This window comes from Mesorhizobium delmotii, from assembly GCF_900149755.1.
In the GTDB taxonomy this organism is placed as follows: domain Bacteria; phylum Pseudomonadota; class Alphaproteobacteria; order Rhizobiales; family Rhizobiaceae; genus Mesorhizobium; species Mesorhizobium delmotii.
In genome coordinates this window covers 1,563,026-1,576,262 of record NZ_FUIG01000013.1, presented here as the reverse complement: position 1 = coordinate 1,576,262, position 13,237 = coordinate 1,563,026, and the positions used below count along the sequence as shown (strand labels likewise).

The 13,237-nt window shown below is 58.0% G+C and carries 10 protein-coding genes; 3 read left to right on the top strand and 7 right to left on the bottom strand.

Going from position 1 to position 13,237, the window contains the following annotated elements; all coding sequences use genetic code 11:
- The first annotated feature begins 51 nt into the window (after positions 1–51).
- The gene (locus tag BQ8482_RS09010; protein WP_123147120.1) at positions 52–2,472 is read left to right on the top strand and encodes a bifunctional diguanylate cyclase/phosphodiesterase; all 2,421 of its coding nucleotides are present in this window, start codon (positions 52–54) and stop codon (positions 2,470–2,472) included.
- A gap of 361 nt (positions 2,473–2,833) precedes the next feature.
- Here BQ8482_RS09010 and BQ8482_RS09005 read toward each other — a convergent pair whose 3' ends face one another.
- Together BQ8482_RS09005 and BQ8482_RS09000 are read right to left on the bottom strand one after the other, a co-directional pair.
- Positions 2,834–3,628 carry a methyltransferase domain-containing protein gene (locus BQ8482_RS09005; protein WP_123147119.1) on the bottom strand — a complete coding sequence of 265 codons (795 nt, stop codon included), beginning with the start codon at positions 3,626–3,628 and terminating at the stop codon, positions 2,834–2,836.
- 318 nt (positions 3,629–3,946) lie between these two features.
- Entirely contained in the window at positions 3,947–4,354 is a 408-nt protein-coding gene (locus BQ8482_RS09000; RefSeq protein WP_123147118.1) for a nuclear transport factor 2 family protein, read from the bottom strand.
- 758 nt (positions 4,355–5,112) lie between these two features.
- Between BQ8482_RS09000 and BQ8482_RS08995 the strand changes: the two genes are divergently transcribed.
- Together BQ8482_RS08995 and BQ8482_RS08990 are read left to right on the top strand one after the other, a co-directional pair.
- On the top strand, positions 5,113–6,264 hold the full coding sequence (locus tag BQ8482_RS08995; RefSeq protein WP_123147117.1) for a nucleotidyltransferase family protein: 1,152 nt from the start codon (positions 5,113–5,115) through the stop codon (positions 6,262–6,264).
- A gap of 116 nt (positions 6,265–6,380) precedes the next feature.
- Complete coding sequence (locus BQ8482_RS08990) at positions 6,381–8,060, top strand: ABC transporter ATP-binding protein (protein WP_123147116.1); 1,680 nt, start codon at positions 6,381–6,383, stop codon at positions 8,058–8,060.
- A 66-nt stretch (positions 8,061–8,126) separates the two neighbouring features.
- Here BQ8482_RS08990 and BQ8482_RS08985 read toward each other — a convergent pair whose 3' ends face one another.
- The 5 genes from BQ8482_RS08985 to BQ8482_RS08965 all read right to left on the bottom strand — a co-directional run bounded on the left by BQ8482_RS08985 (position 8,127) and on the right by BQ8482_RS08965 (position 12,826).
- Positions 8,127–8,825, bottom strand: coding sequence for a class I SAM-dependent methyltransferase (locus BQ8482_RS08985; protein WP_123147115.1), 699 nt, complete (start codon positions 8,823–8,825; stop codon positions 8,127–8,129).
- Between the two features lie 558 nt (positions 8,826–9,383).
- Positions 9,384–11,294 (bottom strand): asparagine synthetase B family protein, encoded by a 1,911-nt coding sequence (locus BQ8482_RS08980; RefSeq protein ID WP_123147114.1) that lies wholly within the window; start codon positions 11,292–11,294, stop codon positions 9,384–9,386.
- Between the two features lie 2 nt (positions 11,295–11,296).
- Positions 11,297–12,055 (bottom strand): hypothetical protein, encoded by a 759-nt coding sequence (locus BQ8482_RS08975; protein ID WP_133254713.1) that lies wholly within the window; start codon positions 12,053–12,055, stop codon positions 11,297–11,299.
- Between the two features lie 65 nt (positions 12,056–12,120).
- Positions 12,121–12,474, bottom strand: a complete 354-nt coding sequence (locus BQ8482_RS40515) for a lasso peptide biosynthesis B2 protein (protein ID WP_425294087.1) — start codon at positions 12,472–12,474, stop codon at positions 12,121–12,123.
- 70 nt (positions 12,475–12,544) lie between these two features.
- The gene (locus BQ8482_RS08965) at positions 12,545–12,826 is read right to left on the bottom strand and encodes a PqqD family protein (RefSeq protein WP_244602707.1); all 282 of its coding nucleotides are present in this window, start codon (positions 12,824–12,826) and stop codon (positions 12,545–12,547) included.
- Positions 12,827–13,237 lie beyond the last annotated feature (411 nt).

Here is a 13,237-nt window from a genome sequence, read left to right as displayed (position 1 = left end):
GTTTGACCCTAGGTTTCTCTCCGAAGCTCGTAACCGACTTCGGGGGAGAGCATGTTGAAAGTCTACACCTGCATTGCGACGCAGCATGATTTGCGTCTGGTTGCCCTGGCGGCCTTGGTCTGCGCCCTGGCCTCGTTCACGGCCGTCAACCTCCTCCATCATGTCGGGCGCAGCGAACGCGAAATGCGACGGATCTGGCTCGCAGTAGCTGCGGTCGCCACCGGTTTCGGCATCTGGTCAACGCATTTCATCGCCATGCTGGCCTTTCAGCCCGCAGTGCCGAGCGGCTACAATATCGCCTTGACGATCGTCTCGCTGGTCGCCGCGATCGCTTTGACGGGAACCGGCCTCACCGTCGGCATGTCGCCCCGCGTTCCGTATGCACGCTGGATCGGCGGGATGATCGTGGGGGGCGGTATCGCCGTAATGCATTATACTGGGATGGCTGCCTTCGAGATCGCGGGCCGCGTCGTCTGGGATATGCCGCTCGTCGCAGTGTCGATCGCCCTCGGTGGACTCTTCGGTGCCGCAGCCTTGCCAGTTGCCCTTCAGGCCAACACGATCAAGTGGAAGGCACTCGGGGCGTTGGTGCTGACGGTCGCGATTTGCAGCCATCATTTCACTGCGATGGGCGCGGCCGCGATCGTGCCCGATCCTCGCATCGTCGTTTCGGCCACGGCGCTGCCAGCGGAATGGATGGCAATCGGACTTGCGCTCGCTTCGATCGTGATCATTCTTCTGGCCCTTGTCGGTCTTGTCCTCGATCTGCGCGATCTTCGTCGCGCTGGGGAGACGGCGCGTATGCAAGAGCTGGCCGACGCCGCCGTCGAGGGGCTGGTTGTGTACAACGAGACGACGATCGTGGCAGCCAATCACAGCTTCGCCGCCCTTGCCTGTGTCGATGGCTCTCAGCCTGTCGGCCGCTTGCTCGAGTCTTTCTTCCCCACCGTCTCGCAGGGCGAACTCACGGCCACCGCCCGAAAGCCGCTGGAGGCCGAGCTATGCGCAACCGACGGCAGTATGATCCCGGTCGAGCTGATCCGACATAACATCCTTTATGCCGGTAAGCAGCATCAGGTCGTGGCGGTGCGCGATATCCGCGGGCGTAAGCGGGCGGAGGAGCAAATTCACTTCCTTGCTCACCACGACCCCCTGACTAAGCTCCCGAACCGCACGAGCTTCAACGAGAAGCTGGAGGCAGAATTCGCGGCGCATCGTGGGACCGACAGGTGCCTTGCCGTCCTTTTCCTCGATCTCGATCGCTTCAAAGAGATTAACGACCTCTTCGGCCATCTGATCGGGGACGCCGTACTCCAGTGTGTGGCCGAGAAGATTAAGAACGTCCTCAAGCCGGAGCATATGGTCGCGCGCTTGGGAGGCGACGAGTTCGCTGTGATCGTTCCAGGCCTGCCGAGCCCAGCGTATGCGACGCGCACCGCTGAAGCCATTTTGAACGCTTTCGACGAGACCGGCGTGAACCTACCCGCCGGCGTCACTATCGGAACCAGCATCGGCATCGCTGTCTTCCCGAACGATGCGCCCGATCGCGCGACCCTTCTGAGCCATGCTGACGCGGCGCTTTATGAGGCCAAGTTGGAAGGGCGCGGCATCTATCGCGTTTTCGAACCGTCTATGGGTGAGCATCTACACGATCGACGTCAGTTCGAGCACGACATCCGTCATGCGATCTCACGCAACGAGTTCAGTCTCGTCTTTCAGCCGCAAGCAGAGCTTCACTCCAATAGGGTCTTCGGCTTCGAAGCGCTCCTTCGTTGGGATAACGGCACGAGAGGTGCCATCGCCCCGACGGTGTTCATTCCGATCGCGGAGGAATGCGGCGCTATCCTGAAGATCGGCGAATGGGTGTTGCGCACGGCCTGCGCCGAGGCGGCGACGTGGGACCGACCACTGGGAGTCAGCGTCAACGTCTCGGCCGTACAACTCCATGGCGGCAATCTCCCGGAGCTGGTCGAGGAGGTTCTGAAAGAAACCGGCCTGGACCCGTCCCGCCTCGAGCTGGAAATTACAGAATCGTCGCTGATCAAGGATATTGGGCGGGCCCTCGCGGTCTTGCACAAGCTCAAAGACCTGGGCGTCCAGATCGCGATGGATGATTTCGGCACCGGCTACTCATCGCTGTCAAACCTGCGGGCCTTCCCGTTCGACAAAATCAAGGTCGACCAGTCCCTTGTCCGTGCGGTGGATACCAGCGACGAGGCGGCCGCCGTCATGCGCGCGGTCTTCGGGCTTGCTCGAGGTCTCAAGCTCCCCGTCTTGGCGGAGGGTGTCGAAACTGACGCGGAACTGAGCTTTCTGCGTGCGGAAGCCTGCGATGAAATGCAGGGCTATTTGCTCGGCCGACCCTGTCCCATAGCTGAGTTTGCGCAGCATACAAGCGGCGAAGGCAAGGCAGCCGCTCCCCAAAGGCTGCGTAAGCACAAGTTACGAGTAGTCAAGGACAGCGCGGCCTAGCGTGCCACCTCCATAATTGAACTTCTGCGATTGTCAGTCCCATGTTGCATATCTATGCGACTTTGACCCTATATTGATCAGTGATCCTGCCCCAGGACATCCATTCCGAAACGGCACAACGCCGCACTTGCGGACGCCTGGGCGGCGATGCACCGAACGACCTGATCGGGGCCGTTGGCGGACTTGCCGCTTAGAGGCTCGGAATGTCAGATGTGGACCTTCAGGTGGGCTGCGTGCATCGACGTGAACTGACCCTGAACGGCCCTTCATCAGCTTGTTTTGCTGCCCGATAGCTGACCTTCGCGGCAACCAGCACTGATGGCCCTACCGTGACATTGCGATTCCACTGGAACTGTCCCAGTCACGCAGCCGCAACTTTGTCCGCAACAAAGAGGTAACGATTGAGGCTGAAGAAGAACTTCCCCTGCTTGCCAAGCTCGGCGAATTCAGCAAGCCAGGCGTTTGCTTCCTCCTGGGACACGCCTCTGCGTCCGACCGCAAACGACGCCATGATACCCAGCGCACGCTTGCCGTAGGTGTTATCGTGGTATTCGGGATTGAACATCGGGATCACGTTGCGTTGTCGGATCGTGAAACCGGCGTCGCGGAGGTGCCCTGACAAGATGCGGGGTAGCCCGGCGTGTACGAAATGTTCTTCCCAGGCCGATAACACCCGCCCCATGCGCGCCTCGTCCTCCGTGTGAATCACCAACGACCTGTAATCCGTGTCCAGAACGACCACGCGACCGCCCGGACACGTTACCCGACAAAGCTCCGCAAGGGCTGCCGGAATATCCGCAACATATTCGTAGACCTGAGTCGATACTGCGGCATCGAAACTGCTATCCGGATACGGTAGGTTGGTTGCATTTGCCCGCTGGTATTCGGTCCAAGGCAGGTCGGCGCAGCGCTTTCTCGACATGGCTAGCATGTCTTCGCTGATATCAATGCCGCACACACGGCCGTCACGCCCGACTGAAGCTGCCATGTCATAGGCCAGGAGTCCGGGGCCGGAACCGATATCGAGAACCCGTTCACCCTCCCTCAGCTGCAGAGCCTTTAACACTTGGCACCGCTGTGCGACCACGTCCGGAGTTAGATAGAGCGCCTCGACCTTTCGGCTGGTCTCTTCGTCAAATTGCAGCCCACCGCTCATTTGGTTTGACCTCCCTAAATAGCGCCAGCGCGACAGGCATAGCCACCATCTTAGATTATCATATCCTTATCATATCCGCCTCCCCTCAGCCGGCTCGCGGCGATGTGGTCATGATGCTCGATCTCAGGAATTTCGGCTATTGGCGCGAACAAGCCTACCAGCGGCGGGCGAATTGGAACCCATTCGAAGAACCAGCGTCGCAATCGGGTGGGAAGCGGTCGTTGGTCTCGTCCCAACGAGCAAGTAGCGCCCCTGAGCTGACTCATCCGGGCCGGACCCCGGGGCAGTCTCGCGTGCCGCCCGGGATAACTCGCGAGGCTAAGCCCAGAACGCATCCCAGGCGTAGAGGTCGTAGAAGTGCTCCCGGCCGTCAATCAACTTGCCATTCTTGATGTCGAAGACAATGCAACAGAGCACATCCAGCCGTTTGCCGTTGCGCTCCCCGGTATCGCGATGGACGCCGACCACGCGTCCGTCCTCGCTCGCCATCACATGCAAAAGATCGGCCCTGAAGGTCCCCTTGGTTTCGCCGCCATAGCGGCCGAACTGGCCAAAGGTCGCCTCGCGGCCTTCGTAGTCTCCGGCGATCGGACTTTTCCCCGGAGTATGCCACGCGCAGGATTCGTCGATGATTTGCGTGAGCGTGTCCATGTCTCCCGAGTTGAACGCGGCATAACCGCGCCGAACAAGCTCGGAGTTCTGATTCCTTAGCGTCACGTCTGCCATAACTTCCTCCCGTTGCTGACCCGCCCTGCTAGGTCGCGTGAGAGCCTAATGGGCGTCGGCCAAACTCATATCAGCAACATACACCCGGCACGGCGCGCGCACGAGGAAGCTTGCCTTCGCTCTTCTCCGCAGGAAGGTCAGCTACGGGTCGTATCAGGCTGTAGCGCGAACGGCAGGTTTGGAGAAACGCAATTAAGGTCGGCAAATGGCGTAACTACGATGTCCAGGGTGGTCGCCGGCAACGTCTGCTATCGGGTAACAGGAAAGATCCCCTCTACGGCCGACATGCGGCGCATGCCGCCGTTCAGCATGACGAACCTGGCGGAGGTATCGTGCTGCCGTTCACTTCCCGGTGGGACGGGCGCCAGAGAGTCGATGCCTCGTCAAATCTTTCCCAAAACCGATTCTCGTATCCCAATATCACCCATAAGCACACGCAATGCGGGCTGAGGCGCGAGCCAGAAAGTTCGAAAAGCTTCCAGGAAGCCCAGCCATCGCTCACATTGTCCGACCCGGACAAATGTGTAGCAGCCGTTTAGTAATGCGACAGTTGAGCACGTTAGTGATGCGACAGCGCTCTCGCGGCACGCTACCCCGCTGCCAACTTGACAGCCTCGTCCCCAATGCCCATCAGACGATGTCAAAGCTTGCGATGAACGCAGCAGCGAACAGATGGCCAGGCCCGAACGAATGACAACAATCTGCCAGAGCGCCGGGCCCCAAGGGCGCTGTTGGATCTCTGCAACGGAGCTCTAGTCATGCAGGGAATTGACGAGCTGCTTTGTGCTACCCTACGTCGCGAAAATCCGACTTGGCCGGAATACGGCGACAATAATTTCGTGAACCGCTTCATCGAGCGAAGTGCTTATCACGGGGTACAGGCGCTGCTTCATCACTATATTGCAGATCGCGAACGCGGAGATCTGGGTTGGCCGGACGTTGTCTTGGCTACTTGTCGTCAGCAGGCCACTGCTCAAGCAATGTGGGAGATGCGTCACCAGTACATGCTGAATCAAGTACTGGAGCGGCTAGTGGCCATTGGCATCCATCCAATTCTGTTCAAAGGCACGGCCTTAGCCTACGATGTCTATCCGGCGCCTTTCCTGCGTACAAGAGGTGACACGGACCTCCTTGTGCCGTCGGGCACGCGTGATCGGGTAGCCAAGGCATTAGAAACCCTGGGGTTTCGTGAACTGGGAATAAGAGCGGATGTCATTAGCGGTCAGACGAGCTATAGCTGGACAGACCCCGCCTCCAATCAGGAACACACGCTCGATTTGCATTGGCGGATCGCCAATTCCACACTCCTGTCAGATTTGTTCTCGTATGAAGAATTGCGCTCCGAGGCCCGGCCACTGCCGAACCTCGGCGCGAGTGCCCTCGCAGCTGATCCAGTGCACGCGCTCGTGCTCGCCTGCATGCATCGAGCGGTCCACAAGCACGCTTTGTATTACGTCGATGACGCGGCCCATTATGGCGGCGATCGACTGATCTGGTTCTACGACATTCAGCTTCTGTTTTCGATGCTAACGCCTTCGCAACGCAATGAATTTGTTGAACTTGCCGAGCGTAAAGGATTGCGGGCGACCTGCCTGGACGGCATTGAGGGGAGCCAAGCCCGTTTTCATACCACTATACCAGAAGCCGTGTCCGGCGCGCTTTCCCGTCCTGGGCCGACAGAAACCGCTTCGCGCTATCTTAGTGGGTCCAGGTCGAACCGAATATGGATGGACTTCCAGGCCGCGAGAGGCGTGCGAAACAGGTCCGGTTTTCTGGCCGAACTCTTCTTCCCGCCGGCAATCCATATGAGGCAAAAATATCGCCAGGCAAACCTATCGTGGCTGCCCTGGCTCTACTTACGCCGGGCCCTAGCCGGGTCTTTGAAGTATTTACGCGGCCGGGATAGTTGAGTCTCCCTGCGGGCGCGTGATTCCGAAATCGTAAGAAATTCTACCGCGGTTGAGGATGCAGCCTGCCTCTTGGTGCTCACTCCAGCAGATCACGTCGATCGATCTCTTGTGGAACTATGAACAGATTGTCGAAAATTAGTGAGACAAACATGCTGCTGACATTAGCGGCACCTTATCGCCTGGCGTTGGCCGTCGGCATTATATTGATGCTATGCGAAAGCGCTGCTTTGTTGGTCATGCCTTGGCTTGGTGGCAGGCTTGCTGAAACGTTTCTCCAGGAACGAGTAGGCAGCAGCACGATCAATATCCAGGTACTTTTTCTAGGAGCATTGGCGCTGTTCGCGGTACAGGCCGTTTTAAAATTCAGCAATATATACCTGCTTGGCGGGACGACCACACGAATACTGGCGGACTTGAAAATCCGAGTTTACGACCATCTTCAGGCGTTGCCGCTTGCCTTCTCCCACCGGCGGCGTCACGGCGATACGCTCGCGTTACTTACTCATGATGTGTATGTCGTGAGCGATTACATCAGCGGCACTGCACTTGCTGCCTTGCCGCTCTTCTTCACCGTCAGCGGGGCATTGGCTTTAATGTTCCGAATCGATTCCCTTCTCGCCATGTTCGCTGCAATCATTATTCCATTGCTCTATCTACTGCTTAAAATTTTCGGACGACGCATGCGGCCATTGGCTCTCCAACTTCAGGAGGAGCATGCCATTGCCATCGCCATTGCTGAGGAAAACCTCAGCATGCTTCCCGCCATCAAGACCTTCACGCGCGAACAGCAAGAATCGCAGCGTTATCGGAGCCAAATCGAGCGCGTCGTCAGCCTGAGCGCCAAGGAGCGCGCCATCCATGCCGCATTGGGGCCGGGGGTTCAGCTTGTAACGGCGACCGCGGTCGTTGTTATGCTTTGGTTGGCCCAAAGGCAAATTGGCGATGGGGCTCTCACCGTGCCTCAATTGGTGAGTTTTCTCCTCTACGCCCAGGTAATGGCGCGGCCGATGGCCGGGCTCGCAGATGTCTATGGACAGACCCAGCGCGCGCGCGGAGCGCTGAGCCGGCTCGCAAGAGTCTTGGCCGAAGAGCCTGAGCCGAGTTGGCATGCGGGCCGGCAGATGGGAAAAATAAACGGCAATATCGAATTCCGCGGTGTCACGTTCACTTACCCGGGGCGTGAGCCTGCACTGAGGTGCCTCGATCTATCCGTCGCCGCGGGCGAGACAATAGCAATCATAGGTCCCAACGGCGCAGGAAAGAGCACGGTGGCGCATTTGCTTATGCGATTGCATGAGCCCTCCAAGGGAAGCATCTTCATCGACGGCGTTGATATTGCCACGGTTTCCTTGCATAGCCTGCGCAGCCAGATAGGGGTTGTGCCTCAGCACGTGTTGCTGTTCAACGCCAGCGTCCGCGACAACATCGCATATGGGCGGCCTGAGCCCACACAGCATGACGTCGAGGCAGCAGCACGGTCGGCCCGCGCGCATGATTTCATCATGCAACTGCCGCAGGGCTACCAGACGCCAATCGGCGATCGGGGCGTGCGGCTGTCCGGAGGGCAACAGCAGCGGTTGGCGTTGGCTCGGGCGCTGTTAAAAGATCCGCCGATTCTAATACTCGATGAAGCGACCGCTATGTTCGATCCAGAGGGGGAGCGCGAGTTCTTGCAGGCATGCGTGGATGTGCTGCGACAGAGGACGGTGCTTTTGATAACCCACCGACCGGCGAGCCTGGCGCTGGCTGATCGGGTGTTCAAGCTGGACGAGGGCATTATGACAAGCGCCGAGTAAGTCCACACGACGCCTCAGCGTCGCCTAGGCTGGCTCAACTGAACTCGGTGCTTCGGAGACGATCGCTCAGACGGCGCGGCCGACGGCGTGCCCGTAAGGGGACTCACGGTAATCGATGAGCTCGAACCCAGCTTCCGCCAGTTCGGTGCGGATTTCAGCTTCGGTGAAAAAATGATCGAAAGTGCTGGCGAGCGTATCACCGTACTCCACAGGATCACGGCTGCGCCGCAGATTGCGTACCCGGAGAGCGAGGGCGTAAATCCAATCGTGGCGACGTGAGCGTTCGCGTCGGCAGAAAAAGGATAGCAGCAGAGGGGCTCCGGCGGCAACGTGCCTGCGCAGGGCAGTCAAGAAGGCGACCCGGTTCCCACGACCGGGGATGTGCATATAGCCGCCCCAGCCAATAACAACGCCGTCATACTGACCCTTTACGTCGTCGGGCACGCGGCCTGCGCCGGCATCGAAGACTTTGCCCGGAAGCTGTTCGCGCTCCATAAGTTGCCGATAGCATTCGGCCAACACCGGTGTACTATCAAAACCGTCCACACGATAACCCATGCGCGCCAAGGCGACCGGCTCGCGCCCGCCACCTGCCGCGCCGACGAGAATGGAACAGTTGCTGGGGTAGTAGTTTCCTACTACCCTCTCCTCCCATGGCAGTAAGCCCGATAGATTGTAGGCTTCGTCGCCGTATTTGCTCCAGCAGGCGTACTGAACACGCCCGACCTCATCCAGGTGCTGATTGTCTAGTAAACCCAGCCACAACCCTTGTTGGAGGACATCGAATCCGACTCCCAGGCGTCTAGACCAAGTGTCCCAGATAGAGTAACAATGAGTGCGAATCGTTGCAGACCGCACACTGGTTAGTTTGCACGAGTCGGATTTATCACGTTGTCGACATTAGCCCCTGATTTCTGAGTGACCTGCGCCATGTGGCCCAGCGGGGTCAGTACAGGTTTCTCGTAAACGCGCTTAACAGGAACAGTACGCATAGAATCGGCTTCCTTTTCGTTGCATTTCATGAGGTGCTACTCCAAAGATCTGCACCACCGTCAAAATGTCCTAGTGGCATTAATTTACGATTACCCACTCCCGCATTGGACATGAGCCCGAATCGAAGTAGATTAGTTCTAGCTAAGGTCTACTCGGATTGGTCGGTGATGCGTCCACAGTAGGTTCGGATTTCTGGGTCGCCTGCGGCAGGTAGCCTAGCGGGTTAGTGTAGGTTTGTCGTAAACGCACTTAACTGGAACGGTACCCATAGAATCGGCATTCTTCTCGCTGCATTTCATGAGGTGCTTCTCCAAAGATGTGCACCCGCCCTCAGAATGTCCTAGTGGCATCGCCCAGGTTTTGCAACCAGATCTCCAAAAAAACTGGCTGCCACACGCTCCGCGCGCCGGCAAACCAGCCGGAATCGGCTGACAGCGGCCTGTCCCATTGTTTAGCTGCGCATTGCAACTTCACGTAGCGCTCCGAAGCCAACCGAGTCGTATCTGACACCATATTCAGCAGGGCAGGCCGGCTCGTGGTTAGCAAGCTTATGAAGTAGTCATCGAAAGCGGCTTTGGAGGCTCGACGTCGCACTTTCTCCGGCAAACGATGTCCCAGCGCGGCAACAAGAATGGCCTTGAATGAAGGCGCCAGTTGCAGCCGTGTCTCGAAAGGAACCGACAGAACGAATTCGGCAAGGTTCTGGTCGAGAAAAGGGTGGCGCAATTCAACGCCTGCATATGCGGACAGACATTCTTCCTGCTCGATCATGCGCAAAAACGCCGGCTCGGTGAGCCAGTTGCTGATCGAGTCGCGGGCAAGGTCAGCGTAGACGGGCCTCTCCCCGGCAAACGCATTTCGGTCCAGATAGGATTGATGCTTTTCCAACAGGCTGACGTTGATCCAGTCAAAGATTTCCCTGACGGGCTTTTCGCGCCCGCGCTGCAAAATCCGAATGAGCCTTGGACCTATGGACTGGCGGACGAGCCGCTTCAGGCACGACCGCGTGGCTTTTTCGCGAATCACCCTGGGATCGTACAGGCAATACCGGATCGCGCTCAGGTAGCGACGCGAACGCCAGAGATCCAGTTCGTAGTCCGGATCCCAAACCAGATCGTCCCCCCCCTGTCCGGTCAGGACTACCTTGCAGTTGCGGTTGCGCAACAAGGCTGTGGCTTCCGAGCGTCGTTGCCAAAAGATTTCTGGGGTGGGAGCGTCAACCTTCTGCAGTTCCCCCAGCAGGCCGGGCGCGAAATTTTCACACGGCGCGACGGCACGGAGATGCTCGAAGCCGGTCTGTGCGGCAATGGCATCACTGTAGACGCTTTCATCACAGGCGAATTCGGGATAGGTTTGGGAGATGGTGACGGGTCGTGGCGAAGACGGCGTCCGCGACTTAAAAATGTCGGCCGCAGCCAGCACGACCGCGGACGAGTCGTAGCCGCCGCTCAGTTCCATGGCCGCCAAAGCATCCATGTCCAGCCGTTGCCGCACGCCCTCCCGAAACAGGAAGTAGAACTGTTCGGCGCACTCACCAGGCGAGCCGCGGAAATCCTCAGGCGATGCAGATGCCGGCCAAAAACGCTCCTGATACAAGCGATCGTTGGCGGCGATTAGGAAATGTCCGGCTCGTAAGCGATTCACTCCAAGGAAAAATGTTTCCTCGAAGGCGCGGTGTATGCCGCGATAAAGGTAATCCGCTATTACCCCATCATGCGGCTCGGTGGTCACACCAGGAAGCCTCAGCAGTTGCTTAGGCTCCGAACCAAAGCGGATTCCGACCGAATCCGTGTGGTAGAAGAATGGCTTTACTCCGAAAGGGTCACGCGCCGCGAACAGCCGTCCCTTTCGTTCGTCCCAGACAGCGAAAGCAAAGTCACCACGGAGCCTGAGCACCGCCTGCTCGCCCCAGCGCTGGTAGGCGGCAAGCAATAATTCGGCGTCGGACGGGGTATCCCTGAACCAGGTGACGGAACCGAGAGCCCGCCAAAGTTCTTCATGATTGTACAAGCGCGCATCGGCCACCAAGCCGCAGGAGCCGTCCGGCAGCCAAATTGGCTGCGTCTTGTTGCGCTCGCGCTCGTTCAGATTGAACTGGGCATGCCCGAGAGCAATATTCTTCCGTGCCCCAGCAAAGAGCCCGTCGGGGCCGCGGTGTCGGATCACCTCCAGCATACCTTCAACCAAATCGCGTGGTGCCGGTCTCGAACCCCAGTGGGCGATGCCTGCTATGCCGGCCATCTTCAGGTTTCCGCCGGGTGTGAAACGGCTTGGAATGCTTGCTCGGCAATCATTTCCCTAACTGCGGCCACACTGGCATTGAGACGGGGCAGAGCGTCTGGCACCACCAGATCGTAAGAGGGAACAGTACGCGCGATGCTGGTATATGCCGCGAACTGTGTCGCCCATGCTGTCTTTATGCTGATCTCACCGAAACCGTGAACAAGCAGTCGCTTCAGGCAGTCCGCGCTGTTTAATGGTGTGCGGCGGGCGCTTTCCAAACTGTCTTGCCTGGAGAGGAAATACAGTCCCCGCAGCGGTAGCGTGTCATCTTGGCCGAGGGGTACAGCCACGAAGTCACCCTGCATTCGGCAAGGCAGCAGATCATCAGCCACCGCGCGCAGGTCAAATTTCTCGAGACAGGAGGAAAGGGTGGACTTGCCGGCGCCGCTCGCCCCGACAAATGCATAGACCCCCGCTGGGGTCGCCACCGCTGAAGCGTGAAGTGTAACTTTCCCCTGAAGTGCAGCCAAAAATGGGAGAACACGACGTATGCACACGGCGCGGTCCGGCCATTGATCCGAGCCTTCGTCGATTGCAGCCCAACGGCCATCCTCTGCAATATGCCCCCTCAGGCCCGTAGCGCGATGGAATGGAACCCCGTTTCCTTTTCCGGCTGACGGGGCGGCGTTGGTGCGTCCCTGGCTGTAAAAAAGGATCTCCACATCCAGGTCGTAGTAGCCACATTGCGCCAGACCAGGAACAGGCTGATTGCTGAACACTCGGACGCCGGCCAAGAGGCCGACGAATGCGCAAGAATTTTTTGAATTCGGCGGAGCGCCCGCAGTCAATTTTGGCAATGCCGTTCACTGAAATTCTTGAGTGGAATGAAATCAAAACTCAATGGGTCACTCAGACCGGGAACGCCTTCGAGCCAGGCGTGCGCCTCGACAGTTGCATCACCTTTCCGAACCCCGAATCGAAGGCTGGCGTGGCAACCGTGCCTAGCAAGGAGGGATTGCAAGGTTAAAGCGCGCTCCAAACACGTCATCGGTTTGACATGCCTGTTTGCCGTCGCATTCACCAACCAAGCCATGCGTTCGACCTGGCTGTGCGACAGCCTGGATTCTCCCGTCGAGGAGTTGGTCACGAAGAGACGTTTGCGAAAAGGCGTTCTGAGGAGGCCCGCAATCCATAGCATCCTCAGCCAAGCCTCGGCCGCAATAAACCTTTCAGGCCATGATAGACGGGTTAGCTTCTGCACAATGTGCTCACGAGCCGTCTCGACCATCTACTGTTTCCAATAGTCCCTGCTCGACCAGATCCTGGACAAATCCTTGAATATCCCGCTCAGCACTTTCTCGCGAGATCGCGTATTCCAGCGTGATCTCATAGGTCAACTCTTCTACCGTACTGGGTCGTTTCATCAAGATAGACAAAACCCTATCTCCTACAGAATTGACAGAGAAATATCCGCCCGACTCCAAGTTGAGCAACACCGATTCCCTTTCCAATCCCGTATACAGTATAGGCTCACGGACTTTATAATACATCATCGTCACTATGAAATCTTCATGAAAACGTTTGAGAACCAGTTCCAGTTGGCCGATTTACGTTGAGGGTCCCGATTTTGCACCGGATTTCTAACGCCAACAGCTTCGCTGCAGCCACAGATCGCGATAACCAGATGGTAGCTTGCCGCCGTTCTTTTTTCTAGCCATCGACGCATGAAATATCACCTCGGCAGACGCATCACCTCTGGCAGTGTTGTGCTTCCGGTGTGGTTAACAATCCGTCGCCGGCGATCGGAATATCAAAGCATGGCCATCATATACGCGAGGTCCATGTTCGCTGTGTGATGTGCCAGCTTTCTCTAATCGGCAGCGAGGGGTTGTTTTTTGCCGGCCGGCGAAAGTTCGAGCCGGATTGATCCGTCCATCGATATCAGTTCATCGGCCATACGA